The organism is Sphingomonas sp. CCH9-E2, from assembly GCF_001557215.1.
GTDB lineage: Bacteria > Pseudomonadota > Alphaproteobacteria > Sphingomonadales > Sphingomonadaceae > Sphingomonas.
In genome coordinates, this window is sequence record NZ_LSJM01000132.1 from 31769 (window position 1) to 56753 (window position 24985).

Here is a 24985-nt window from a genome sequence, read left to right on the forward strand (position 1 = left end):
CGCCTCACCCCCGCGCCGCACCTCGCGCCAACACCGCCAGCTCATGATCCGCCAGCACCTGCCCGGCATTGCCCCCGCCGCGCGTCATCGCCCGTTCCGCCTCACGCGCGCGTTCCACGGCGCGCGCCAGCATCGGGCTGTTCCAGCGTTGCAGCGCGCGGATCGTCGCGGCTTCCTCCTTGAAGAACACGCGGTGCTTCTTGACCACCTCGGCGGGGCTCATCCCGTGATCGATATCGGCGCGCATCTCGGCCAGCGCCATCAGGCGGCGGACCAGACCGCGCAGCAGCGGAATCGTCGACACCCCCGCCGCATCGAGCCGCGCCAGCTCCACGCCGATTTCCGCGGGGCGACCGCCCACCACCGCCTCGATCGCGCCTGACATCTCGGCCTCGCCCAGATCCGCGCCGATCGCATCCAGCGCCTCGATTCCGGCCTCACGCGGCCGATCGGGCGCGGCGTCGAGGAACAGCGACAATTTCTCGATCTCACGCGCCAGCACCGCGCGATCGCCGCCCGACATCGCAGCCAGTCGATCCGCCGCTCCGCCGACCAGCCGCAACCCATGTTCGCGCGCGATTCCGGTCGCCAGCTGCCCGGCGGTGCGCGCATCGGGGACATAACAGGCATGGACCATCACATTGGGCGCGGCGAGCGCGAGCTTGAGCAGCCGTCCGGTGCCTTTGAGGCCGCCGCCGACCGCAACCACCGGATTCCCCGCCGTCTCCGCCTCGATCAGCATCCGCACGGCGTCGGTGCCGCCATCGTCGATGCCCGACACACGGATGTAGCGCGCGCCACCGAACAGCGAGAGCGAGGCTGCCTCGCCGGCGAGCAGCCCGGCATCGTCCTTCAGCGCATTGCCCTCGATATCGATGCGCTCGGCATCCGGCCCCATCGCCCGGCCCAGCCGCGCGGCCAGGTCGTTGGCGCCCGCCTCATCGGGGCCGTAGAGCAGAAACAGGCGGATATCGGGGCCCGGCTTGTCCAGCCGCGCCCGGATCTGCGCCTCGCTCGCCTTCACTTCGTTTTGGAGCTGCGCGCGTAGCGGGCCAGCCGCGCGACGATCTGGTCCGCAACGATGCCCGACAGCCGCTCCAGCGCGCTCCGCTCGGCCGCGATCGTCGCATATTCCGAACCGGCAACGTCGATGCCGGCATCCGAACCTGCGGTGGCGTCGAGCACGGTCTGTCCTGTGGCCAGGTCGATCAGCTGGTAGCGTGCGCGCAGCGTCCGCCGTTCGCGCGTCACCACGTCATCGCTACGCACGCCCAGACCCTCGATCCGGTCGTCCAGCTTGATCTCGAGCCGATAGGTGGGCGTGCCGCTGCGCGTCGCCTCGATCCGGTCGCGCACGGCATTGGCGACCAGCCAGCCATTCTCGCCCGGAATCGGCGCGACCTCGACGCCCGACAGCATCGTCTGCACCGGGCCACCCACACCGCCGCCATAGAGCGGCCGCAGCCCGCAGCCCGACAGCGTGGTGCTCGCCGCGACCAGCGCGATCAGGAGTGCTGCGCGCTTCATGCGACGATATTTACCAGACGGTCGGGCACGACGATCACCTTTCGCGGTGTAGCGCCGTCCAGAATGCGCTGCACATTGGTATTTGCCAAGGCCATGGCTTCCAGATCGGCCTTGTCCGCGCCCTTGGCCGCCGTGACGGTATCGCGCAGCTTGCCATTAACCTGGATCGCGATCGTCACCTCGTCATCGACCAGCAGGGCAGGGTCGACCGCCGGCCATTCAGCATCGGCGATCAGGCCGCTGTTGCCCATCGCTGCCCAGGCTTCCTCGGCCAGATGCGGCACCATCGGTGCTGCGATCAGGATCGCGGTGCGAATCGCGGTCGCGCGCGACGCGCTCGGCGCGGCCTTTTCGATCGCATTGACCAGGCCATAAAGCTTGGCCACCGCCTTGTTGAACTGCAGCCCCTCGATATCCGCGGCGACTCCGGCGATGGTCTGGTGCAGCACGCGGTCGAGGCCCTTGTCCTCGCCGGTCCAGTCGCTGAGGCCATCGAACAGCCGCCACAGCCGCTGGACGAAGCGCCACGCACCCTCAATGCCGTTCTCGGTCCACTCCAGATCGCGCTCGGGCGGCGAATCCGACAGCACGAACCACCGCACCGCGTCCGCGCCGTACTGGTCCACGATCGGTTCGGGATCGACCGTGTTCTTCTTGGACTTGGACATCTTCTCGATGCGGCCGACGGTGACCGGGCCACCGCCCTCGACCTCGACCAGTGCGTCGTTGCTGCGCACCACCTCGCCCGGCGACAACCAGCGGCCATCGGCGGACTTGTAGGTCTCGTGCGTCACCATGCCCTGGGTGAACAGCCCCTCGAACGGCTCGGCGATATCGATCATCCCGATCCGCTTGAGCGCGCGCGTCCAGAAACGGGCATAGAGCAAATGCAGGATCGCATGCTCGACCCCGCCGATATACTGATTCACCGGCAGCCATTGCTCGGCCACCGCACGGTCGAACGGCTTGTCGCCGGGCTGGCTGGCAAAGCGGATGAAATACCAGCTCGAATCGACGAAGGTATCGAGCGTATCGGTCTCGCGCCGCGCCGGCTTGCCGCATTGCGGGCAATCGACATGCTTCCAGGTCGGATGGCGGTCGAGCGGGTTGCCGGGGATGTCGAAGCTGACATCTTCGGGCAGCACCACCGGCAGCTGCTTCTTGGGCACCGGCACCGCGCCGCAAATCTCGCAATGCACGATCGGGATCGGCGTCCCCCAGTAACGCTGGCGCGAAACGCCCCAGTCGCGCAGCCGCCAGACAGTCGTTCCTTTGCCCCATCCTTCGGATTCGGCACGCCGGATCACCTCACGCTTCGCGTCGGCGACATCCATGCCATTCAGGAAGTGAGAATTGACGAGCGTACCCGGGCCGGTGAAGCTTTCTTCCTCGACATATTCGCTTTGGGTTTTTTCGCCATCCGAGACGACTCGACGGATCGGCAGGCCATATTTGGTCGCGAATTCGAAATCGCGCTGGTCGTGCGCCGGCACCCCGAACACCGCGCCGGTGCCGTAATCCATCAGCACGAAATTGGCGATATAGACCGGCAATTCCCATGCGGAATCAAAGGGATGCGCCGCGCGGATGCCGGTGTCGAAGCCGAGCTTCTCCTGCGTTTCGATCTCCGCCGCGGTGGTCCCGCCCAGCTTGCACTGCGCGATGAACTCCGCCGCCGCCGAATCCTTGGCCGCCAGCGCCTGCGCGATCGGGTGATCCGCCGCGATCGCCACGAAGCTCGACCCGAAAATCGTGTCGGGGCGGGTGGTGAACACCTCTACTTCTTTGAAATCGCTGGACGAAAGCTTGAAGCGGAACTGCAGGCCCTGCGACTTGCCGATCCAGTTTTCCTGCATCAGCCGGACCTTGTCGGGCCATTTGTCGAGAGTTTCGAGACCCTCGAGCAGCTCGTCGGCAAAGTCGGTGATCTTGAGGAACCACTGGTTGAGCTTCTTCTTCTCGACGGGCGCACCTGACCGCCAGCCGCGCCCGTCGATCACCTGCTCGTTGGCGAGCACGGTCATGTCGACCGGGTCCCAGTTGACCGTCGATTCCTTGCGGTAAACCAATCCGTTAGCGAACAGATCGAGGAACAGCGCCTGCTCGTGCCCGTAATAGTCCGGCTCGCACGTCGCCAGCTCGCGACCCCAGTCGATCGCGAGGCCGAGGCGCTTCAGCTGCGCGCGCATCGTCGCGATATTGTCGCGCGTCCAGCCGCCGGGATGGACCTTCTTTTCCATCGCGGCATTTTCGGCCGGCATGCCGAATGCGTCCCACCCCATCGGGTGGAGCACTTCCATGCCCTTCATCCGCCGATAGCGCGTCAGTACGTCGCCCATCGTGTAGTTACGGACATGCCCCATATGGATGCGTCCCGACGGATAGGGAAACATCTCAAGCACATAGGATTTGGGCTTGGGCGAGTGATCGTCCGCGGCGAAGGTGCGGCGTTCTTCCCAGACCTTCTGCCACGCGGAATCGGCGTTCAGCGCGTTGAACCGCGACACATGTCTTTCCTTGTCTTCAACCGGACGGGCGCACGGCCCGCCCGGATCACTTCTCGACGATTGCGGCGCGCCGCAGGTCGCGGGCCTTGGTCAGGATGATGTCTTCCAGCTTCTGCACCGTTGCGGCTTCGACCGGGGCGTCGACCCACTGGCCACCGCGATTCTGCTGGCGCTGGACGCTGACGCGCAGCGCATCGGCGCGTAGATCCTGATCCAGGATCGCCACCGTGATCTTGATCCGCTCGGTCGAAAGGCTGGGGTTCACATACCAGTCGGTGACGATCACGCCGCCATTCGAATCGGTCTGCGCGATCGGCGCGAACGACACGGTGTCGAGCGCGGCGCGCCACAGATAGGCGTTGACGCCGATCGTCGTCACCTTCGACGCGGCAAGGTCGGCGCGCGGGCGATCGCCACCGCCACCGCATGCGGCGAGGGTGAGGGCAACGCTGCCCAGGATCGCGGTGCGCAACTGGCGGTTCATCGGCATCATCCTATGGGAAATCTCATCGGGTCGGTGTGCATCTATAGATGCTGGCGCGCGCGCCGCAAGCGCAAGCCGCTGCAGGGCCATGCTGTGCGTCTTGGGCAACACCTGCACCAAAATCGGATTCCCCCTGTGGAACATCGCGGTCGAATCATGGTAGTGGCTAGCACGAATAAGGGGTTGCGATGCGTATTCGTCGGATGATTGCGGGTATGGGACTGGGGGCGCTGGGCGTCGCCGGGCTCGTTGCCGCGCCGGCGCTGCTCGCACAAACCGGGGCACCGCAAAGTGTTGCGCCGGTGCGGTCGAGCCAGATCGCAGGCATCGGCACCTTCACCCCGGCATCGGCCGACCCCCGACTCGCGGCGGTATTGGCGCGCAGCGGTCTGTCGGGCAGCGGCTTCCGCTTCACCCCCGCCGACACGCGCGGGACCAGCAATCGCAGCGTGACCGTCGCGGTCCGTGCGCGCACTGCGCGTCCGTCTGCCGCCATCGCCGATCGCGGTGTTGCGGCACCGGCGTCGGTGACGCTGCAGCCAATCGCCTATAATCTGGGCGTGTCGGTGGGCTGGAAGCGCTTTGCCATCTCGGGCGACCTTGCCAAGATGGACCTGGCCGGACAGCCGGGCAGCAGCGAGAAGATGGATCTCGGCGTTTCCTATACCGGGAAGCGCGCATCGGGGCGGATCAAGGCGACCAGCGAGAAGCCGAGCGAACGCGGTCCGCGTCTGCTGACGGTCGATCCGAATTATTCGCTGGACGTTGGCGGGGCCTATTCGATCACGCGCAATCTCGATGTGACGGCGGGCGTCCGCTACACCAGCGAGAAGGACCGTCTGCCGCAGCTCAAGGATGATCGCCGCGACAGTCAGGCGGTCTATGTCGGGACGGCGATCCGCTTCTGATCGTTGAACTGGCTCAAGCCCAAGCGTCGATCCCGGCCCATCCATAGGCACCAACGCGGCGAAGCGCGCGCCAGCGGCGTTCGTTCATTCCGCCCAGCGCGATCACCGGTAGCTTGAGTCCGCGAATCATCAGCCCGAATCGGACTGCGCCGAGCGCCGGCGCCCCGGGGTGCGAACGGGTCGGATGGACTGGCGAAACGAACAGCAGCGCCGCGCCAGCCCGGATTGCCGCGACGGCTTCGACCCGCGAATGCACCGGGGCGGTGAGTGCATCGCGCTGGCGTCCATGGCGGAGCACCGCTCCGCGACCGACCGGCGGCCCGGCCACCACCAGCACCAGCCCCCGTCGGCGCGCGCAGCTGCGCACGCGTGCGTAGAGCGCCTGCCGTTTGGTGGGAGCGGTGGAATAGTGGCGAAAGACGATGCCAGACCCGCGTGGCAGCGCGTCGATCGCCGCCCATAGTGCATCGCCGAGCCGCTCGTCGGTCATCAGCCAGCGGCGCGGAAGTCGGGCAGAGCGGGGGTGGCGGCGCGGCATCGTGCCACCTATAGCGCCGATCATGTCCGCCGAAACCGCCTCCACCCGCCTCGCCGATATCCATTCGCGGATTGCCCATGCCGCCAAGATCGCCGGCCGCCGCGCCGACGCCGTCACGCTGATCGCGGTATCCAAGACCCACGATGCCGCGGCCATCCAGCCTTTGATCGATGCCGGACACCGCGTGTTCGGCGAAAATCGCGTTCAGGAAACTGCGGCGAAATGGCCCGCGCTCAAGGCTGCGACCCCCGATATCCGCCTGCATCTGGTCGGCCAGCTTCAGTCAAACAAGGCGGCCGACGCGGTGGCGCTGTTCGATGCGATCCATTCGGTCGATCGCCCGTCGCTGGTCGCCGCGCTGGCCAAGGCGATGGCGGAGAGCGGCAAGCGCCCCGATTGCTTCATCCAGGTCAATATCGGCGACGAGCCGCAAAAGGGCGGGGTGGCCGTTGACGGGCTGCCCGCGCTGCTGGCGCAGGCGCGGGCGGCGGGCCTGCCGATCGCCGGATTGATGGCGGTGCCGCCGGTCGGAGTCGATTCGGCGCCCTATTTCGCCTTGCTCGCCAAGCTGGCGCGCGAGGCGGGGCTGGAGGGACTCAGCATCGGCATGTCGCATGATTTCGAGGTCGCGGTGACGATCGGCGCGACCCATGTCCGTGTTGGCACGGCGCTGTTCGGAACGCGCGCGTGAGCCTGTCGGTCCGGTTCGATGCGCTGATCTTCGATTTCGACGGCGTGCTGCTCGAGAGCGAGTTCGAGGGGAATCGGCACATCGCCGAGTATCTGACCGCCATCGGGCACCCGACCAGCCCTGAGGAATCGATGGCGAACTTCATGGGCCTTGCCGGGGCTGAGTTCATCGAGGCCATCGAACGCTGGATCGGACGCACCCTGCCTGAAGACTTCCACGACGCGCGCGAGGCGGAAAATCGCCGGGCGTTGGCGGAGGGGGTGGCCGAAGTCGCGGGCGCGATCGCGTTCGTGCGCGCGCTACCGCACGATCTGCCGCGGGCCATCGCCTCGTCCAGCAACAGCCACTGGATCGCCACGCATCTCGACCATCTTGGCATCCGCGATGTCTTTCATGGCCGGATCTTCAGTGGGCGTGAGCATGTGACGCGCGGCAAGCCCGCGCCGGACATCTATCTCCACGCCGCCGCCCAGCTTGGGGTGCCGATCGAACGCTGCGCGATCCTTGAGGATTCACCGGTGGGCGCGACCGGGGCGGTGGCGTCGGGCGCGCATGTCATCGGCCTGTGCGCGGGTAATCATTGCGGACCGGACCACGGCGCCCGCCTGCGCGCGCTGGGCGTCCACGCCATCGCGCACGACTTTGTCGAAGTCGCGCGGCTGCTGGCCTAAGCGGTTCCGCCCACGGTCAGTCCGTCGAGCAACAGCGTCGGCTGACCGACGCCCGCTGGCACCGACTGGCCGCCCTTGCCGCACATGCCGATACCCTCGTCGAGCGCGAAATCATTGCCGATCCCGATCACCCGGGTCAGGCTGGTCGGGCCGTCGCCGATCAGCGTCGCGCCCTTGATCGGGGCACCGAGCTTGCCGTTCTCGATCTTGTACGCTTCGGTGCAGCTGAAGACGAACTTGCCCGAAACGATGTCGACCTGACCGCCGCCAAAGCTCTTGGCGAAGATGCCCTTCTTCACCCGGCTGAGCAGTTCGGCGGGATCGTCCTGACCCCCGCGCATGAAGGTGTTGGTCATGCGCGGCATCGGGGCGTGCTGGAAGCTCTCGCGGCGGCCATTGCCGGTCGGTTCGACGCCCATCAGCCGCGCGTTCATCCGGTCCTGCATATAGCCGCGCAGGATGCCGTCCTCGATCAGCACCGTCTCGCGCGTCGGCGTGCCTTCGTCGTCGATCGACAGCGATCCGCGCCGATCGGTAATCGACCCGTCATCGACCACGGTGACGCCGGGCGCGGCCACGCGCTCGCCGATGCGGCCGGAAAAGGCGCTGGTGCCCTTGCGGTTGAAGTCGCCCTCGAGGCCATGGCCGATCGCTTCATGCAGCAGGATGCCGGGCCAGCCGGGCCCGAGCAGCACCGTCATCTCCCCCGCCGGTGCATCGACCGCGTCAAGATTGACCAGCGCCTGCGCCAGCGCCTCGTCGATCGCGCGGTTCCACGTCTCGGGCTGCATCAGCCGGTCATAGAGCGCGCGGCCGCCGGTGCCGAAGCTACCTGTCTCGCGGCGTCCGTTGGATTCGACCACTATGCTGACGTTGAGGCGGACCAGCGGGCGGATGTCGGTGGCGATGAAGCCATCGGGGCGGACGATCTCGACCACGCTCCATGATCCGAGCAGGCTGACCGATACCTGCACCACACGCGGGTCGCGGGCGCGGGCGGCGGCGTCGATCGTCTGGCACAGGTTCACCTTGTCGGCGAAGGGGACCAGATCGAGCGGATCGGCATCGGTATAGAGGTGGCGGTTGGTTCTTGCGGGGGGTGCCGCTTTGGGGCCGGTCGCCGGGTCGATCAGCGCCATCGTCTCACCCGCGCGGCGGATCGCGGCGTCGCTGATCTCATTGGCATGGGCAAAGGCGGTGGTCTCGCCGCTCACCGCGCGCAGGCCGAAGCCCGAGTCGGTGTTGTAGGACGCGGTCTTGAGCCGTCCGTCGTCGAAGCCGAACGCCTCCGTCTTGCGATATTGCAGGTAAAGCTCGCCATCCTCGGCCTTTGCGAGGATCGATGCGGTCAGGCGCTGCGCGGCGTCGGCATCGAAGCCGTCGCGGTAGAGGAAACCTCGGGGATCGCTGTACATCCCCGGAATATAGAGCGCTTAAAGGCTCGCGCCAGACGCGATGTCGGGCAAATCGCTCTGGTCGGCGCCATCGGCCGGGCCGCCGATCAGGACGAAGCGGCGGTCGCAATAGCCGCAATCGACATAGCCATGCTCGTCGATCTGCAGAAACACGCGCGGATGGCCGAGCGCGGCGGGGATACCGGCATGCGCGCCGTCACAGGCGACGCGGGCGGTGGTGACGCGGGTGACTTCGGGCGGCGCGATCATGGGAGTGCGGTTAGCAAAGCGGCGGAGGGGCGGCAATGACTTGTTGAGGGCTGCTCGGGTGCGGATTCGCTTGCCAATCGGCGCGCACCGTCCCACTTCCCCGGCATGAGCGACGCGGCGATCGAGATCGAGGGCCTTTCCAAGGTCTATTCCGGGGGCAAACAGGCCCTCGACAACGTCACCTTCAGCGTCCCGCGCGGGCAGATTTTCGGGCTGTTGGGGCCGAACGGCGCGGGGAAGTCGACGCTGATCAACATCCTGGCGGGGCTGGTCAACAAGACCGGCGGCACGGCGCGCATCTGGGGGTTCGACATCGACGCCAGCCCGCGCAACGCCAAGCGCGCGATCGGGATCGTCAATCAGGAGATCATGTTCGACCCCTTCTTCACCCCGGTCGAGACGCTGGAGATTCAGGCCGGGCTGTACGGCGTGCCGAAAGCCAAGCGGCGGTCGATGGAGCTGCTGCGCGCGGTGCATCTGGAGGACAAGGCGCGCGCCTATTCGCGCACCTTGTCGGGCGGCATGAAGCGGCGGTTGATGGTGGCGAAGGCGATGGTGCATTCGCCGCCGGTGCTGGTGCTCGACGAGCCGACCGCAGGCGTGGACATCGAACTGCGCCAGCAGCTCTGGGCCTATGTCCGCACGCTCAACGATCAGGGCGTGACGGTGGTGCTGACCACGCACTATCTGGAGGAGGCCGAGGAGCTGTGCGATCGCATCGCGATCATCAATCACGGCAAGCTGATCGCCAACGAACCGACCCGCGAGCTGGTCGGCAAGACCCAGGAAAAGGCGGTCGAGGTGGTGGTCGATCGCGACATCGTCGACCTGCCCGCCAATGGCTGTTTCCACAAGATCGAGGCGAAGGGCGAGCGGACGCTGGTGATCACCTATCGCAAGGACCGTGCCAATGCCGGCGAGGTCCTCGGCGCGGTGCAGGCGGCGGGCTTCGGCATCGTTGACGTCAGCACGCGCGAGGCGGACCTGGAGGACGTGTTCTTGAGCCTGACGCGGGCGGCGAACGCGGCCTAACGCCGATAGCGCGCGAAAAAGCGCCACATCGCGTCATTGTCGGCGGTCCAGACATGGCCGCCGCCGCGCAGGATCTGGGCCGCCACCTCGGCCCGCGCGCGGCATCGGGTGTGGAGCCGTTCGTAGAGATTGGCAGCGAGGTCGCGGCGCAGCGGGCCGGCAGAGCAGCCGTTGAGCGCGGCCCAGCGTGCTTCGGCGGCCTCCATCGTGTACTGCCAATAGCCCGCACCGCCGCCCTGCACCGGGTTGGTGCCATCGGCATCCCCGGCAAAGGCGATCACCGGCATCGGGTGCTTGGGCGTGCAGGTCGCGGGGTCGGGGCGGGTCTTGTCGCTGGCCAGCGGGTTGCCCGCGCGCAGGCCCACGACCGGGGCGATCGCGGCGAAGCGGTCAGAGGCGACGCAGCCCAGCCATGACGTCATCCGTCCGCCGCCCGACAGGCCGGTGGCATAGACGCGCCTGGTGTCCGCGCAGCCGCTGGCCGCCAGCCAGTCGATTGCGCTCTTGAGGAAGGCGACGTCATCGGCGTCGCCCGGCCCCGGCACCTTGCCGGTGACGGTCGGAACGCCGGGAATGTTCCAGACAAAGCCGCGCTCGACCGGGATGCCCGCATCGGGTGCCGCGACGAGGAAGCCGTGGCGGTCGCTGCTCCCCTCCAGCTTCGATTGCGCGAGGATCGCGGCGCCGTCGCCACCGCTGCCATGCAGGGCGAAGACGAGCGGCAGGCGACCCGCCGGCGCGTTCGCCGGGACGTGGAGGAGCATCGAGCGCCCGGTATCGCCGACCGTGACCCGCGCCGTCGTGCCGGGGGCGACCGGGCAGCCCGGGGCGGCGAGGGCGGGCATCGCCGCGGCGAACAGGGCAGCGGCGGCGGCGAGGATCAGGCGCAAACTTGGTCTCCAGACTGGGTGCTCCAGCGGTTCAAAACGCTCGTCACCCCGGCCTTGTGCCGGGGTCCACGGTGCCGCGCGTCCGGAGCTGGAGCCTCTTGCCCCACGCTTGCCGCGCAGTGGACCCCGGCACAAGGCCGGGGTGACAATAAGGGGTGGGGGCACCGCGAAGTTCCGCGCGGTTTGATTTCCTCGCGCTTTGTCGCATAGCGGCTCCTCCGCCATCGGTGCGCGAAGGAACGAGAGTGGCCCACGACCCCCATCAGTGCGACGTGCTTGTCATCGGATCGGGCGCCGCCGGGCTGACCGCCGCGCTCAATCTGGCCGAGCGGTTCAAGGTGACCGTGCTGGCCAAGGGCGGGCTGGACGAGGGATCCACCGCCTGGGCGCAGGGCGGGATCGCCGCAGTCCTGGAGCCGGGCGACACGTTCGAAGCGCATATCGAGGATACGATGATCGCCGGTGCGGGGCTGAACGACCGCGCGACGGTGGAGATGGTGGTCGAGAATGCGCCGGCCGCGATCCAGCGGCTGGTCGAGCTGGGCGTGCCGTTCAACATGGACGGAAACGCGCTGCATCTGACGCGCGAGGGCGGGCATAGTGCGCGGCGCATCGTGCATGTCGATGACGCCACCGGCTGGGCGGTGCAGGTCGCGCTGATTCGCGCGGCGCAGGCGCATCCCAACATCACCCTCGTCCCCGACATGGTCGCGATCGACCTGGCGACCAGTCGCCATGAGCTGCGCTACTCAGGCGCGGGCAAGGTGTGGGGCGTCTATGCCGTCAACCGCGCGACCGGGCGGGTCGAGCTGTTCACCGCCAACGCGACGGTGCTGGCGACCGGCGGGGCGGGGCGCACGTACCTGTTCTCGACCGCGCCCAAGGGGGCGACGGGGGACGGGATCGCGATGGCGTGGCGCGCGGGGTGTCGCATCTCGAACATGGAGATGATGCAGTTCCACCCGACCTGCCTCTATCATCTCGACGTCAAGAATTTCCTGATCACCGAAGCGGTGCGGGGTGAGGGCGGGCGGCTGATCAATCCGCAGACCGGCAAGCGCTTCATGGCGGATTATGATGCCGAGCGGATGGAGCTGGCGCCGCGCGACGTGGTGGCGCGCGCGATCGACGCGGAGATCAAGCGCGACGGCCTGGATTACGTCCATCTCGACATCAGCCATATGCCGGAAGACTTCGTGAAGGGGCATTTCCCCAACATTTACGACAAGCTGATCGGCCTGGGCATCGACATGACCACGGGGCCGATCCCGGTGGTGCCGGCGCAGCATTATACCTGCGGCGGGATCGTCATCGACCTGGACGGGCGCACCGACCTGCCCGGGCTGTATGCCGCGGGCGAGTGCAGCGAGAGCGGATTGCATGGCGCGAACCGGCTTGCGAGCAACTCGCTGCTCGAATGTTTCGTGTTCGGCGAGGCGGCGGCGCGGCATATCGCGGCGAATTGGGACGACCTCCCCCCACCGCCGCCGATCCGGCAGTGGGACGAAAGCCGCGTCACCGATTCGGACGAAGAGGTGGTGATCAAGCAGAACTGGACCGAAATCCGCCGCTTCATGTGGAACTATGTCGGCATCGTGCGCACGACCAAGCGGCTGGAACGCGCGGCGCACCGCATCAAGATGCTGAACGAGGAAGTTGCCGATTATTACGGCCATTTCCGCGTGACGCCCGACCTGATCGAGTTGCGCAACCTGCTCCAATCGGCGGAGCTGATCGTGCGATCGGCGCTGCACCGGCGCGAAAGCCGCGGGCTGCATTACACGCTGGATTTCCCGGAAACGGACAAGAATGCGCAGGACACCGTATTGGTCCCGTGATTTTTTGGCTGAATCTTCACGCTTTGCCGTCATAATCCGCGCATTCGTCGCAGACGGTACCATTTGCCCTTGGCCATGGTGCCGCGACGCAGCATGATCGCTTTGGGCAAGGGGCGGACCATCGTGTTGGGGATGCAGGAGTTTACGATTCTTCAGCGGGCAATGACATTGACGGGACTCGCGCCCGTATTGCTGATCGGCGCGGGCGTGCATCGCGACGACCTGCCCAAGGATCTGACGCCGGCCAGCTATCGCGTATCCATGCCGATCCCGGCGGCGCCCAAGCCGCTCCCGGTCTTTCCCGCCCCCGCCGCATTGACCACCACGATCGACGCGCTCGCGCGCGATTTCGGCGGAGTGGTCGGCATCTCGGTCCGCAGCCTCGAATGGGGGTGGCAAGTCGATGCCAATGGCGACCGCCGCATGCCGCAGCAGAGCGTGAGCAAATTATGGGTCGCGATGACCGTGCTCGACGCGCGCGACAAGGGGCGGCTGACGCTGGACGATCCGGTCGAGCTGACGCGCGAGCATCTGACGCTGTTCCACCAGCCGATCGCGACGCTGGTCGTGCGCGACGGCGTGTATCGCACCACGGTGCGCGAGTTGCTGCTGCGCGCGATGCAGCAGAGCGACAATACTGCCAATGACCGATTGCTCAATCTGGTCGGGGGGCCGCAGGCGGTGCGCGCGTTCATCGCCGATCGCGGTCTTGGCGAAATCCGCTTCGGGCCGGGTGAGCGGTTGTTGCAGGCGGGCACGGCCGGGCTGCGCTGGGACCAGCGCTATTCGATGGCGGGCGAGTTTCAGCGCGCGCGGGCGGCGTTGCCGCCGACGGTGCGGCGCGCGGCGTTCGACTCCTATGTCGCCGATCCGGTCGACGGCGCGGCACCCTCGGCCATCGCGCTGGCGCTGGCGCGGTTGAAGGCGGGCGAGCTGCTGTCGGCGTCCTCGACCAATTTCCTGACGACCGTGATGTCGGGGACACGCACGGGCAAGGCGCGACTGCGCGCCGCGGTGCCGATGGGCTGGACGCTGGCGCATAAGACCGGCACCGGGCAGGACCTGGGTGGGCGCACGGCGGGCTTCAACGATATCGGCATCCTGACCGCGCCGGATGGCAAGGCCTATTCGGTTGCGGTGATGATCGGCGATACGCCGCGCCCGGTGCGCGAGCGGCAGGCGCTGATGCAGGCGGTTGTGGCTTCGGTCGTCGCCAACCACCGCTGAGATCGAGCTAAAAGAGTTTGTCCGTCCGGCGGCATGGGCTATCCCCGCGCCATGCCCCATCTCTATCTCGTCGACGGCTCGAGCTTTATCTTTCGCGCCTATCATGTGCTGCCCAAGCTGACCAACAAACATGGTGAGCCGGCAGGCGCGGTCTATGGCTATGTCTCGATGCTGTGGAAGCTGGCGAGCGAGCTGCACAAGGCCGAGGGGCCGACGCATCTGGCGGTGATCCTCGACAAGAGCGAGCAGACGTTCCGCAACGAACTCTACGATCAGTATAAGGCGCATCGTCCGCCCGCCCCGGAAGACCTGCGCCCGCAATTCCCGATGATCCGCGACGCGACGCGCGCCTTCAGCCTGCCGTGCATCGAGGAGCTGGGCTGGGAGGCGGACGATCTGATCGCGAGCTATTCCAAGGCGGCGCTGGCGCAGGGGTGGCAGGTGACGATCGTCAGTTCCGACAAGGATCTGATGCAGTTGCTGACCGAGCCGGGCATCGACATGCTCGACACGATGAAGGACCGGCGCATGGGGCCGGAGGCGGTGGTCGAGAAGTTCGGGGTGGGGCCAGACAAATTGGGCGAGGTGCTGGCGCTGATGGGCGACAGCGTCGACAATGTGCCGGGCGTGCCGGGGGTGGGGCCGAAGACCGCGGCCAAGCTGATCCTGGAGCATGGCGATGTCGAGGCGGTGCTGGCCGCCGCACCGACGATGAAGCCGGGCAAGCTGCGCGACAATCTGATCGAACATGCCGATATGGCGCGGCTGTCGCGCAAGCTGGTCGCGCTGGCCGAGGATGTGCCGCTGCCCGAACCGCTCGATGCCTTCGTCCTCGACGGGATCCCCGACGCGCCGCTGCGCGCGTTCCTCGAGCATCACGGGTTCAAGACCTTGCTCGCGCGGTTGGGCAGCGAGGCGAGTTCGGTCGCCGATGCGCCGGTCGAGACGCATGAGGTGCCGGGGCTGGAGCCCGATCCGCCGTGCAATCATGATGGCTATGAAACGGTGGTGGACGAGGCGGCGCTGGACCGCTGGATCACCGTCGCGCGGCATCAGGGCTGGGTCGCGATCGACACCGAGACGACCGGCACGGATGCGACGCGGGCCGAGCTGGTCGGGGTCAGCATGGCGCTGCACCCCAATCTCGCCTGCTACATCCCGGTTGGCCATGGCGGGACCGACATGTTCGCCGAGAAGCCGGTGCAGCTCGACCGCGCGACGGTGCTGGCGAAGCTCAAGCCGCTGCTGGAGGATCCGGCGGTGCTCAAGATCGGGCACAATCTCAAATACGACCTGATCATCCTGGCGCGGCTGGGGATCGATGTCGCGCCGTTCGACGATACGATCGTGATGAGCTTCGACCTCGATGCCGGGCTGCACGGGCATGGCATGGACGAGCTCGCGGCGACGCATCTCGCGCATAGCTGCATCGCCTATAAGGACGTGACCGGCAGCGGAAAGAAGCAGATCGGGTTCGCCGAAGTCGATCTGAAGGCCGCGACGCGCTACGCCGCCGAGGATGCCGATGTGACGCTGCGGCTGTGGCGGCGCCTCAAGCCGCGGCTCGCCTATGAGGGCGCGACGCGCGTTTACGAGATGGTCGACCGGCCGCTGGTGCGCGTGATCGCCGAGATGGAGCTGGCCGGGATTAAGGTCGATGCCGGGGTGCTGGCGCGGCTGTCGGACGATTTCTCCAAGCAGATCGCCCGGCTGGAGGAAGAGATCCACGCCATCGCCGGGTTCAAGTTCACCATCGGTAGCCCCAAGCAATTGGGCGACGTGCTGTTCGACAAGATGGGGATCAAGGGCGGGCGCAAGGGCAAGTCGGGCGTCTATTCGACCGACGTCAACGAATTGGAGCGGATCGCGGCGGACAAGGATTCGCCGGGACGCGAGATGGTGCTCAAGGTGCTCGACTGGCGCCAGCTGTCGAAGCTCAAATCAACCTATACCGACGCGTTGCAGGCGCAGATCAACCCTGCGACCGGGCGGGTGCATACCAGCTATTCGCTGACCGGCGCGCAGACGGGGCGGCTGTCGTCGACCGACCCGAATTTGCAGAATATCCCGATCCGCACCGAAGTCGGGCGCCAGATCCGCGACGCATTCGTCGCCGAGCCGGGCAATGTCATCCTGTCGGCCGACTATTCGCAGATCGAATTGCGGCTGGCGGCGCATATCGCCGACGTGCCCGCGCTGCGCGAGGCGTTCGAGCAGGGCGAGGACATTCACAACCGCACCGCGATGGAGCTGTTCGGCGAGGTCAACCGCGACACGCGCGGGCGGGCCAAGACGATCAACTTCGCAATCCTCTACGGCATCAGCCGCTGGGGGCTGGCCGGACGGCTCGACGTCACGCCGGACGAGGCGCAGGGGATGATCGACCGCTATTTCCAGAGCTTCCCCGGGATCAGCCGCTACATCGCCGACACGCTGAACGAGGCGAAGGCGCGCGGCTACACCACGACGCTGTTCGGTCGGAAGACGCACTTTACCCGGATCAACGCGCCCAATCAGAATGAGCGCGCGGGCAGCGAGCGCGCGGCGATCAACGCGCCGATCCAGGGGACGAGCGCCGATATCATCAAGCGCGCGATGGCGCGGATGGGACCGGCGCTGATCGAGGCGGGACTGCCGAACGTGCGGATGCTGCTGCAGGTGCATGACGAACTGGTGTTCGAACTGCCCGAAGGTGATGTCGCGGCGGCATCGGCGGTGATCCGCCGCGTGATGGAGACCGCGGCCGAGCCGGCGATCACGCTGACCGTGCCGCTGGGCGTCGAGATCGGCACGGGTCCGAGCTGGGGCGCGGCGCATTGACCGCAGCGGGGGCCAGCCTTGCGCCGCTGATCGACCTGTATGTCCCGCTGTTGCTGGGAGCGGGCGTGCTGATCCTGATGGTCGCATGGGTCCCGCTGCTGCTGGAAAAGGCGCCCTTGTCGCTGCCGATCCTGTGCGTCGGGGTCGGCGCGCTGGTGTTTTCGTTCGATCGCTTCGCGCCCTTCGCGCTGCACCCGATCGAGAGCCCGTTTCTGGTCGAGAAGGCGGCGGAGCTGATCGTCATCGTCTCGCTGATGGGGGCGGGGCTGAAGATCGATCGTGCGCTGAACTGGGCCAACTGGCGGTTGTGCGTGCGCCTGCTCGCGATCGCGATGCCGCTGACCATCCTGGCCCTGACCTTTGCCGGACAGGCGCTGCTCGGCGTCGGCGTGGCGACCGCGCTGCTGCTCGCCGCGTCGCTTGCCCCGACCGATCCGGTGCTCGCATCGGATGTGCAGATCGAGGAGCCGGGATCGGCGAGCGACGACGAGGCGCGGTTCGCGCTGACGTCGGAGGCGGGACTGAACGACGCGCTCGCCTTTCCGTTCGTGCACCTGGCCATCGCCGTCGCGGCGGGCGGCTGGGCGGTCTCCAACCTGGCGTCCTGGGCGCTGGACGCGGTGGTCATCCGCCTCGCCGTTGGCCTCGCGCTCGGCTGGGCCGGGGGCTGGGCGCTGGGCAAGATCATCTATCGCCTGCCTGCCGACACCAAGTTGTCGCGGACGGGTGATGGTTTCGTCGCGCTGGGCGCGACGCTGGCAATCTATGCCGTGACCGAGCTGGCGCATGGCTATGGCTTTCTGGCGGTGTTCGTCGCCGGGCTGATGCTGCGCCGCGCGGCCGGGGGAAGCGATTTCAATGCGCGGATGCATGATTTCGCCGATGAGACCGAACGGCTGCTGATGATGGCGCTGCTGGTCCTGTTCGGCGGCATGCTGAGCGCAGGCGGATTGTTCGCGATGATCGGCTGGGCCGAGCTTGGCTTCGCGCTGGTCGCGATCTTCATCGTTCGGCCGCTGGCGGGCTGGATCGCGCTGGCCGGGTGCCGCCTCGCGCCGTTCGAACGGCCGGTGATCGCCTTCTTCGGCATTCGCGGGCTGGGATCGGTCTTTTATTTCGCTTACGGGATCAACCATGGCCAGTTCGAGGAGCCTGTGCGCCTGTGGGGGGCGCTGGGCGTGGTGATCCTGATTTCGATTCTGCTGCACGGGACGACCGCGACCCCGGCAATGCGTCTGCTTGAGCGCGGTCGGGCGCGCGCGGCGTGAAGCCGAACGACGATCTGAACGCGCTCGCCAAGGGCGGGCGGACCAATATCTTCGGCTTTTTCCTGCGGCTGCTCGCGCGGCTGCCGTTCCTGTTCATCGCGGGACGGCTGTATGGCGCGGAGACGGTGGGGCGGTTTGCGCTCGCGGTCGTGGTGGTCGAGCTGGCGGCGTTGCTCGCCACCCTCGGCCTCAAGCGCGGGCTAGCGCAGGCGCTGGCGTCGACCGACCGGCCGCATGCGCATGTCGTGTGGGACGGGATGGTGGTGGCGTTCGTCGTCTCGATGCTGGCGAGCGCGGTGCTGTTCATCTACCCGGACCTGATGTTCCCCAATAGCGGGACGACGGGGCTCGACCGCTATCTCGCGGTGATCGTGTTTGCGATTGCCTGGTCCGATGTCAGCCTCGCTGCGCTGGCCTATCGCCACAATGTGAAGGCGGCGGTGACCGCGCGCGCGATCGTCGAGCCATGGACGATCAGCATTGCGGCCTGGGTGCTCTATTATGTCTCGGCGCGCGACGGGCTGATCATCGCCTATGTCCTGTCGATGGCAGCAGCTTTGGTTGCCAGTCTGATCCCGTTCATCCGCAGCTATGGCCTGCCGCATGGCTGGTCGCCGCGCGTCACCCCGCTGCTCCAGCTGGCCCGGCGCAACATGCCGCTGGCGGGGGCGGATGCGCTGGAATGGGGGTCGCGCAACATCGACCGCTTCATCTTGGGCCTGCTGTTTCCGCCGGCGATCGTCGGCATCTATTACATGGCGCAACAGGTCTCCTCGATCCCGCAAAAGCTCAAGACCAGCTTCGATCCGGTGCTGGGGCCGGTGATCGCGCGCAATCTGGCGGCGGGGAACCGCATCGCTATCGCCAATCAGGTCAAGCAGGTCGGTTTCTGGATCATCACGCTGCAGGCGGCGCTGCTGCTGATGGGCGGAATCCCGGCGGAAGGGGTGATGGGCGTGGTCGGGCCGCAATTCGTCGTCGGGGCGATGGCGTTGTGCTTCCTGCTCGCGGCGGAGGTGGCGGCGACGCCCGGCGCGGTGGCGGAGGCGGGGCTGGTCTATATGGCGCGGCATCGCAATCTGATGGTGTCGATCCTGCTGCTCGGCTTCCAGGCCGCGTTGAGCTTCGCGCTGGTATTCCAGATGCGCGCATTGGGGCTCGGCGTGCATGTCCAGGCGGTTGGGCCGGCGGTGGCGCTGGTGCTGACGCTGGCGCTTGGGTCGACGATCAAATGCTGGATGCTGGCGCGGATGACGGGCGCAGCGGTGTTCAGCCTGCGCCCGGGTTTCGTCGCGGCGATCCTGGTCGCGGGGGCGGTCGGCTGGGCGTTCACGCGGCTACCGCCCGAGCTGGAATGGCTCGAGCTGTCGGTCGGCGTGCCGGCGATCTTCATCGCCTATTTCGCGGTGATCGGGAAATGGGCGTTCGGCCCGGAGGACCGCGCGCTGTTCAAGAAGATGCCGAAGAGCGAACCGACGCTGCCGGATGAGAAGGTTTGAGGGGCCTCCGTTTGCCCTGAACCCGTCGAAGAGCCGGTCGCGAACCACAAAGGCTGCGCATCGCGCTTCGACACGCTCAGCGCAAACGGGGTGTTGCGGCCCCTTGGATCAGTGCCGGAAGTGGCGCATCCCGGTGAAGACCATGGCGAGGCCGGCTTCGTCGGCCGCCGCGATCACTTCATCGTCGCGGATCGATCCGCCGGGCTGGATCACCGCGGTGGCGCCTGCTTCGACCGCCGCGAGCAGACCGTCGGCGAAGGGGAAGAAGGCATCGGAGGCGACCGCGCTGCCGATCGTGCGCGGCTCGGCCCAGCCGGCCTTGTCGGCGGCGTCCTTGGCTTTCCACGCGGCGATGCGCGCGGATTCGAGGCGGTTCATCTGGCCCGCGCCGATGCCGGCGGTGCTGCCGCCCTTGGCATAGACGATCGCGTTGGATTTGACGTGCTTGGCAACGGTCCAGGCGAACAGGCAGTCGGTGAGTTCCTGATCGGTCGGTGCGCGCTTGGTCACGACCTTGAGCGCGTCCTGCGTCACCTGGCCATTGTCGCGCGACTGGAGCAGCGCGCCGCCTGCGATCGTCTTGAGCATCAGGCCGGGGCGGGCGGGGTTCGGCAGATCGCCGCAGATCAGCAGGCGCAGGTTCTTCTTGGCGGCAAAGATTGCCTTGGCCTCGTCACTTGCGCCCGGCGCAACCACGACTTCGGTGAAGATGTCGGTGATCGCCTGTGCCGTCTCCGCGTCGAGCGGGCGGTTCAGTGCGATGATGCCGCCAAATGCGGAGACCGAGTCGCAGGCGAGCGCGGCCTTGTATGCGTCGACGAGGGTGTCGGCGGTCGCGACGCCGCAGGGGTTGGCGTGCTTGACGATGACCACGGTCGGGGGGCCGTCGCGGAATTCGCTGACCAGTTCGAGCGCGGCGTCGGCGTCGTTGTAATTATTGTAGCTCAGCTCCTTGCCCTGCAGCTGCTCGGCCTGGGCGATGCCCGGCGTGGCGGGGCCGGCGGGGAGGTAGAGCGCGGCGGATTGGTGCGGGTTTTCGCCATAGCGCAGTTCCTCGCCGCGCTTGAACACCAGGGGCAGCGTTTCGGGGAAACGCTCGCCCTGATCGGCGAAGGCGAACCAGCTGGCGATGGTCGAATCATATTGCGCGGTGAGCGCATAGGCCTTGGCGGCGAAGCGCTTGCGGTCTTCCAGCGTGGTTTCGCCAGCTGCGACCACGGCATAGTCGGCGGGATCGGTGACGATCGCGACAAAGGCGTGGTTCTTGGCGGCGGAGCGGACCATCGAGGGGCCGCCGATATCGATATTCTCGATAATCTCGTCGCGACTCGCGCCCTTCGCCACCGTCTGGGCGAAGGGGTAGAGGTTGACCACGACCAGGTCGATCATGCCGATCGCGTGTTCGCTGGCCGACGCCATATGGTATTCATCGTCGCGCACCGCGAGCAGGCCGCCGTGCACCACCGGGTGCAGCGTCTTGACGCGGCCGTCCATCATTTCGGGGAAACCGGTGAGGTCGGAGATGTCGCGTACCTCCAGCCCGGCGTCGCGCAGTACCTTTGACGTGCCGCCGGTCGAGACGAGTTCGACCCCCTTGGCGGCGAGCGCCTGACCGAGTTCGACGATCCCGGTCTTGTCGGAAACCGAGAGGAGGGCGCGGCGGATGGTGATGCTGGTCATGGCCGGGGCCTCTAGGATGCGGGCCAGTTTATCGCAATGCCGTAGCGACGCTTCAGCCGCCCTTGCGCGCGCGATGGAACAGCCACGAGAGGCTCGACCCGCCGGTCAGTGCCTCGCCGGTCAGCACAAGTTGTTGTGTTTCACGTGGAATTCCCTTTGCGTCCATCCACACGCTTTCCTCGATCGCCAGCGCCGCGCCGCGTGCGCGGAACTGCCAGACCGAGCCGGAGCGGGTGCGCAGCAGTGCGCCCGCACCATCGGCTGTGGGGGTCGCCTCGACCGCCGGGTGGAGGTGGAATCGCACGGTGAAGGGGACCGCGCCGCTTTTGCCCCCGCGCCTGGCGGCGGGGAGCAGGCTGTCCTCGCCGCGCACGTCGCGGCCGTCGGTGCCGAGCGCGATGGTGCGGCGGTGGATCACGCCGTGGCGACGGGCATAGCCGTCATGGCTGGCCTCGATCCGGCTGGCGGTATCGCTCTCGTTGCGGCTCAGCTCCATCTCGACCACGCCGCGGCCGAGCGTGCCGTCGGGGTGGATCGCGGTGGAGTTGCTGTCGCGCACGACCAAAGTGGAATGGGCGGCGGTGGTCCGCAGCCCCTCGGTCAAGGCGGCGGGCAGGCGCAGATCGGCACCGCGCGCGCCGCCGCAGCTGACGACGATCCGCTCGGCCCCGTCGGAAAACTCGAAGGCGAGGGTCGAGGCGCAGCCGCCCGCCATCACCCGCGCGATCGGCGGCGGAGCCGCGTCCATGATCAGCACCGTCCCCTGCTGGGCAAGGCGCTGATAGCCCCATTCATGCGCCTGACGCAGCGGGCGGACGCGCGCACCGGTTGCCGCAACCGTCTGTTCGATCACGTCCCCGGAAATCGGGATACCGCCCTGCCAGCTCGCGAGGCCGCCATCGCCATGGCTGACGCCGAGCAGGGCGGAGACCATGCGGTCGATCGCGCTGGTCACAAAGCCGGGGGCGTCGAGCCGGCGCGCGGCATAGGTTTCGCGCAGCAGCGTGAGCAGCTGGATCGCGTCGAGCAAGGCGGCGGGCGAGCGGCCGGTGATGCCGCCATCCTTGGTGATCGCGCCCGCTATGGCGCGCGACAGGCCGGTTTCGCCGAAGGAGCGGCGCGGATCGCCGCCCGGGATCATCAGCCCGGCGGTGAGCACCCCGCACCACGCAGCGATGCGCGGCGCTCCGGTCGGCGCGCGATCGGCGGCGCGGTCGAGATGGCGGGCGCCGCGGGCGAGCGCGTGGAGGACGTTCGAGCGATAGACGAGATCGGTGCTCGACAGGATCAGCGGTGCGTGTGCGGTCCAGAACTGCAGGCGGCGGCCCCAGAGATCGGCGCGCCATGCGGGATCGGCGACCTTTCCGGCATGCGCCGCCAGCCAGTCGCGCATCAACGCTTCGGCAATCGGCGCTGCCTGGTGTCTTGTGGCGACGGTGGACAGGTCGCGCAGCCAGGCGAAGCTGTGCAGATACTCGCCAAAGGGTGCGGACCAGCCCGGTCGGGCAAAATCGAGCGTGGCGACGTCATGGCTTTCGCCGCGAAACGTCAATTTGCCGTCGAGCAGCGCGTTGCCGCGTGCGGGATCGCCCATGAACGGGTCGTCGGTCACCGCGATCAGCTTGAGCGGGTGGCGCCCCTTCAGCCGCAGGGCATGGATCGGGGTGCGCCAGCTCAAGCGGAACAGCGTTTCGGAAATGCGGTCGGCCAGCGAGAGGCCACGATCGCCCCCGATCCGGATGAGCCGCTTGCCCTGCTCGATCCCGTCATCGGCCGCCCCGTCGGCGGGCTCATCCCCGCCAATGCTCACCCCGCCCGCAATGCTGCGATATTGTCGGCATAGGCCGATGGGCCGCCCTTGAACGCCGCCGTGCCCGCGACGAGCGCGTCCGCGCCGGCGGCGATGACCCGCGCGGCATTGGTGCGATCGACTCCGCCATCGACCTCAAGGTCGATCGCGCGGCCGCTGGTGTCGATCCGGGCGCGCAGGGCGGAAATCTTGGCCAACTGGCTCTCGATGAATTTCTGACCGCCGAATCCGGGGTTGACGCTCATCACTAGGATCAGGTCAATGAGGTCCATGACATGATCGACGACATCGACCGGGGTTGCCGGGTTGAGCACGACGCCGGCGCGCTTGCCGAGCGCCTTGATCGTCTGGAGCGTGCGGTGGAGATGCGGGCCGCTTTCGGGATGAACCGAGAGGCAGTCGGCGCCGGCCTCGGCAAAGGCCTCCAGCATCGGATCGACCGGGGCGATCATCAGATGGACGTCGAACGGCTTGGCGCTGTGCGGGCGTAGCGCCTTGATGACGGCGGGGCCGATCGTGATGTTGGGGACGAAATGCCCGTCCATCACGTCGATATGGATCCAGTCGGCCCCGGCCGCGTCGATCGCGCGCACTTCCTCGCCCAATTTGGCGAAGTCGGCGGACAGGATGGACGGGGCGATGCGGACCGTGTTCATGGCCTTTCCTTTATCACCTCAGAATCAGGCGGCAACGCGCATGAGCCGCACCATGAAAAATCCGTCCATGCCGCCATGCTCCGCGAGCATGCCTGGCAGCGTGCGCAGCCAGCCGCGCGGGTGGGCGGTGACGCCTTCGGGCAGCTCGTCGGGCAAGATCGGGTCGATCGCGAAATCCGGGTGGTCGACCCGGAACCGCTCGATCTGCTGCTCGCCCTCCTCGGGCTCGAGCGAGCAGGTGGCATAGATCATGAGGCCGCCGGGGCGGACCCAGCGCGCGGCCCGAGGCAGGAGCTGGGCTTGCAGCTCGGCCATCTCCGCGATCAGGCGCGGGCGGACGCGGTGGAGCACGTCGGGATGGCGGCGGAAGATGCCGGTGGCGCTGCACGGCGCGTCGAGCAGTACGGCGTCGGCCTCGAACCCCGGTTCCCAGTTGAGCAGATCGGCGGTGACCACCGTCGCGGACAGGCCGGTGCGTTCCAGATTCTCGTGAAGTCGCGCCAGACGACTTTCCGAGGCGTCGACGGCGGTGACGTCCCATCCGGCGGCGGCGAGCTGAAGCGTCTTGCCGCCGGGAGCGGCGCACAGGTCGAGCGCGCGACCCGATCCGCTGCCGTTGCGGGCACCGATCAGCCGGGCGGGGAGGGAGGCGGCGATGTCCTGCACCCACCATTCACCCTCGGCAAAGCCCTCTCGCTCGGGAATGCTGGTGCCGGCGGGGACGCGGATATGGCCGGGGAGCAGGCTCTCGCCCTCTACAGGTGCGTCGCCGCGCAGCGTGAGATCGAGCGGGGGCGGGGCGGCGATGGCGGCGCAGGCGGCGTCGGCGACACGCTCGCCCCAATTACCGGCAATCCGGGCATAGACGTCGCCCGGCAGCGCGGGCGGATCGGTCAGCACGGCATTCTGGCGCATCAGCGTGCCGAACACGCCGTGGACCAGCTTGCGCGGGCCACCATCGACCAGGGGCAGCGCGGTCGAGATCGCGGCGTGCGGCGGGGTGTCGAGCCGCAACGCCTGAACCAGCGCGATGCGCAGCACGAAGCGCGCCTTGGCGTCATCGGGCAGGCGGTTGCGCGTGGCGCTGTCGATCAGGTCGTCGAGATCGGTGAGGCGGCGCAGCACTTCTGCCGCGATGGCGTGGGCGAGGCCGCGATCGGAGGGCGCGAGCCCCTGGGTCGAGGCGTCGAGCGCCTGTTCGATTGCGAGGCCGCGACGCAGCACGGCATCGAGCAGGCGGAGCCCCGCGCGGCGGGCGGGGGTGCCGGGTGGATC

The 24985-nt window shown here is 67.6% G+C and carries 21 protein-coding genes; 9 read left to right on the forward strand and 12 right to left on the reverse strand.

Going from position 1 to position 24985, the window contains the following annotated elements; translation table 11 throughout:
* Nucleotides 1–4 precede the first annotated feature (4 nt).
* From holA to AX681_RS07265, 4 genes are read right to left on the reverse strand one after another with little or no spacing between them, the layout of a single operon-like run.
* The gene (gene holA / locus AX681_RS07250) at nucleotides 5–1024 is read right to left on the reverse strand and encodes a DNA polymerase III subunit delta (RefSeq protein ID WP_066655711.1); all 1020 of its coding nucleotides are present in this window, start codon (nucleotides 1022–1024) and stop codon (nucleotides 5–7) included.
* Nucleotides 1021–1527, reverse strand: a complete 507-nt coding sequence (gene lptE, locus AX681_RS07255) for an LPS assembly lipoprotein LptE (protein ID WP_066655712.1) — start codon at nucleotides 1525–1527, stop codon at nucleotides 1021–1023. The genes holA and lptE overlap by 4 nt, the downstream gene beginning before the upstream one ends.
* Entirely contained in the window at nucleotides 1524–4034 is a 2511-nt protein-coding gene (gene leuS, locus AX681_RS07260; protein WP_066655714.1) for a leucine--tRNA ligase, read from the reverse strand. The genes lptE and leuS overlap by 4 nt, the downstream gene beginning before the upstream one ends.
* A 46-nt stretch (nucleotides 4035–4080) precedes the next feature.
* Nucleotides 4081–4518 carry a DUF3576 domain-containing protein gene (locus tag AX681_RS07265; protein WP_066655749.1) on the reverse strand — a complete coding sequence of 146 codons (438 nt, stop codon included), beginning with the start codon at nucleotides 4516–4518 and terminating at the stop codon, nucleotides 4081–4083.
* A 188-nt stretch (nucleotides 4519–4706) separates the two neighbouring features.
* Between AX681_RS07265 and AX681_RS07270 the strand changes: the two genes are divergently transcribed.
* On the forward strand, nucleotides 4707–5426 hold the full coding sequence (locus AX681_RS07270; RefSeq protein ID WP_197421775.1) for a hypothetical protein: 720 nt from the start codon (nucleotides 4707–4709) through the stop codon (nucleotides 5424–5426).
* 13 nt (nucleotides 5427–5439) lie between these two features.
* On the opposite strand, the gene AX681_RS07275 is transcribed toward AX681_RS07270, so the two are convergent.
* Complete coding sequence (locus AX681_RS07275) at nucleotides 5440–5988, reverse strand: thiamine phosphate synthase (RefSeq protein WP_082737772.1); 549 nt, start codon at nucleotides 5986–5988, stop codon at nucleotides 5440–5442.
* Here AX681_RS07275 and AX681_RS07280 point away from each other — a divergent pair.
* Nucleotides 5987–6655 carry a YggS family pyridoxal phosphate-dependent enzyme gene (locus AX681_RS07280; protein WP_066655716.1) on the forward strand — a complete coding sequence of 223 codons (669 nt, stop codon included), beginning with the start codon at nucleotides 5987–5989 and terminating at the stop codon, nucleotides 6653–6655. The two genes, AX681_RS07275 and AX681_RS07280, sit on opposite strands and share 2 nt — an antisense overlap.
* Complete coding sequence (locus AX681_RS07285) at nucleotides 6652–7326, forward strand: HAD family hydrolase (protein WP_197421776.1); 675 nt, start codon at nucleotides 6652–6654, stop codon at nucleotides 7324–7326. The genes AX681_RS07280 and AX681_RS07285 overlap by 4 nt, the downstream gene beginning before the upstream one ends.
* Here AX681_RS07285 and tldD read toward each other — a convergent pair.
* Entirely contained in the window at nucleotides 7323–8741 is a 1419-nt protein-coding gene (tldD, locus tag AX681_RS07290) for a metalloprotease TldD (RefSeq protein WP_066655719.1), read from the reverse strand. The genes AX681_RS07285 and tldD overlap by 4 nt on opposite strands.
* An 18-nt stretch (nucleotides 8742–8759) precedes the next feature.
* Nucleotides 8760–8990: a zinc-finger domain-containing protein gene (locus AX681_RS21875; RefSeq protein ID WP_066655720.1), complete on the reverse strand. Its 231-nt coding sequence runs from the start codon at nucleotides 8988–8990 to the stop codon at nucleotides 8760–8762.
* A gap of 105 nt (nucleotides 8991–9095) precedes the next feature.
* Here AX681_RS21875 and AX681_RS07300 point away from each other — a divergent pair, with 105 nt between their 5' ends.
* Entirely contained in the window at nucleotides 9096–10022 is a 927-nt protein-coding gene (locus AX681_RS07300; RefSeq protein WP_066655721.1) for an ABC transporter ATP-binding protein, read from the forward strand.
* Here the strand turns inward: AX681_RS07300 and AX681_RS07305 are convergent.
* Nucleotides 10019–10912, reverse strand: a complete 894-nt coding sequence (locus tag AX681_RS07305; protein WP_231733623.1) for an alpha/beta hydrolase family esterase — start codon at nucleotides 10910–10912, stop codon at nucleotides 10019–10021. The two genes, AX681_RS07300 and AX681_RS07305, sit on opposite strands and share 4 nt — an antisense overlap.
* 245 nt (nucleotides 10913–11157) lie before the next feature.
* Between AX681_RS07305 and nadB the strand changes: the two genes are divergently transcribed.
* From nadB to AX681_RS07330, 5 genes are all read left to right on the forward strand, one after another.
* Nucleotides 11158–12750: an L-aspartate oxidase gene (nadB, locus tag AX681_RS07310; RefSeq protein ID WP_066655722.1), complete on the forward strand. Its 1593-nt coding sequence runs from the start codon at nucleotides 11158–11160 to the stop codon at nucleotides 12748–12750.
* Nucleotides 12751–12912: 162 nt separating this feature from the next.
* Nucleotides 12913–13977, forward strand: a complete 1065-nt coding sequence (bla, locus tag AX681_RS07315) for a class A beta-lactamase (protein ID WP_082737773.1) — start codon at nucleotides 12913–12915, stop codon at nucleotides 13975–13977.
* A 51-nt stretch (nucleotides 13978–14028) separates the two neighbouring features.
* The gene (gene polA, locus AX681_RS07320) at nucleotides 14029–16797 is read left to right on the forward strand and encodes a DNA polymerase I (RefSeq protein WP_066655761.1); all 2769 of its coding nucleotides are present in this window, start codon (nucleotides 14029–14031) and stop codon (nucleotides 16795–16797) included.
* Nucleotides 16794–18065: a cation:proton antiporter gene (locus tag AX681_RS07325; protein WP_231733624.1), complete on the forward strand. Its 1272-nt coding sequence runs from the start codon at nucleotides 16794–16796 to the stop codon at nucleotides 18063–18065. Before polA ends, AX681_RS07325 begins: the two co-directional genes overlap by 4 nt.
* Entirely contained in the window at nucleotides 18062–19564 is a 1503-nt protein-coding gene (locus AX681_RS07330) for a lipopolysaccharide biosynthesis protein (protein WP_066655726.1), read from the forward strand. Before AX681_RS07325 ends, AX681_RS07330 begins: the two co-directional genes overlap by 4 nt.
* A gap of 108 nt (nucleotides 19565–19672) precedes the next feature.
* On the opposite strand, the gene purH is transcribed toward AX681_RS07330, so the two are convergent.
* From purH to AX681_RS07350, 4 genes are all read right to left on the reverse strand, one after another.
* Nucleotides 19673–21244, reverse strand: coding sequence for a bifunctional phosphoribosylaminoimidazolecarboxamide formyltransferase/IMP cyclohydrolase (purH, locus tag AX681_RS07335; RefSeq protein WP_066655728.1), 1572 nt, complete (start codon nucleotides 21242–21244; stop codon nucleotides 19673–19675).
* A gap of 52 nt (nucleotides 21245–21296) precedes the next feature.
* Entirely contained in the window at nucleotides 21297–23054 is a 1758-nt protein-coding gene (locus tag AX681_RS07340; protein ID WP_066655729.1) for a heparinase II/III family protein, read from the reverse strand.
* On the reverse strand, nucleotides 23051–23710 hold the full coding sequence (rpe, locus tag AX681_RS07345; RefSeq protein WP_066655730.1) for a ribulose-phosphate 3-epimerase: 660 nt from the start codon (nucleotides 23708–23710) through the stop codon (nucleotides 23051–23053). The genes AX681_RS07340 and rpe overlap by 4 nt, the downstream gene beginning before the upstream one ends.
* A gap of 24 nt (nucleotides 23711–23734) precedes the next feature.
* The coding region (locus AX681_RS07350; protein ID WP_066681994.1) for an RsmB/NOP family class I SAM-dependent RNA methyltransferase at nucleotides 23735–24985 on the reverse strand (1251 nt) is incomplete at its 5' end.

Coding starts and splice junctions, on each gene's coding strand:
- AX681_RS07280 (WP_066655716.1), top strand. CDS start 5,987: ATGTCCGCCGAAACCGCCTCCACCCGCCTCGCCGATATCCATTCGCGG.
- rpe (WP_066655730.1), bottom strand. CDS start 23,710: ATGAACACGGTCCGCATCGCCCCGTCCATCCTGTCCGCCGACTTCGCC.
- lptE (WP_066655712.1), bottom strand. CDS start 1,527: ATGAAGCGCGCAGCACTCCTGATCGCGCTGGTCGCGGCGAGCACCACG.
- bla (WP_082737773.1), top strand. CDS start 12,913: ATGACATTGACGGGACTCGCGCCCGTATTGCTGATCGGCGCGGGCGTG.
- purH (WP_066655728.1), bottom strand. CDS start 21,244: ATGACCAGCATCACCATCCGCCGCGCCCTCCTCTCGGTTTCCGACAAG.
- polA (WP_066655761.1), top strand. CDS start 14,029: ATGCCCCATCTCTATCTCGTCGACGGCTCGAGCTTTATCTTTCGCGCC.
- tldD (WP_066655719.1), bottom strand. CDS start 8,741: ATGTACAGCGATCCCCGAGGTTTCCTCTACCGCGACGGCTTCGATGCC.
- AX681_RS07275 (WP_082737772.1), bottom strand. CDS start 5,988: ATGATCGGCGCTATAGGTGGCACGATGCCGCGCCGCCACCCCCGCTCT.
- AX681_RS07300 (WP_066655721.1), top strand. CDS start 9,096: ATGAGCGACGCGGCGATCGAGATCGAGGGCCTTTCCAAGGTCTATTCC.
- AX681_RS07270 (WP_197421775.1), top strand. CDS start 4,707: ATGCGTATTCGTCGGATGATTGCGGGTATGGGACTGGGGGCGCTGGGC.
- AX681_RS07265 (WP_066655749.1), bottom strand. CDS start 4,518: ATGAACCGCCAGTTGCGCACCGCGATCCTGGGCAGCGTTGCCCTCACC.
- AX681_RS21875 (WP_066655720.1), bottom strand. CDS start 8,990: ATGATCGCGCCGCCCGAAGTCACCCGCGTCACCACCGCCCGCGTCGCC.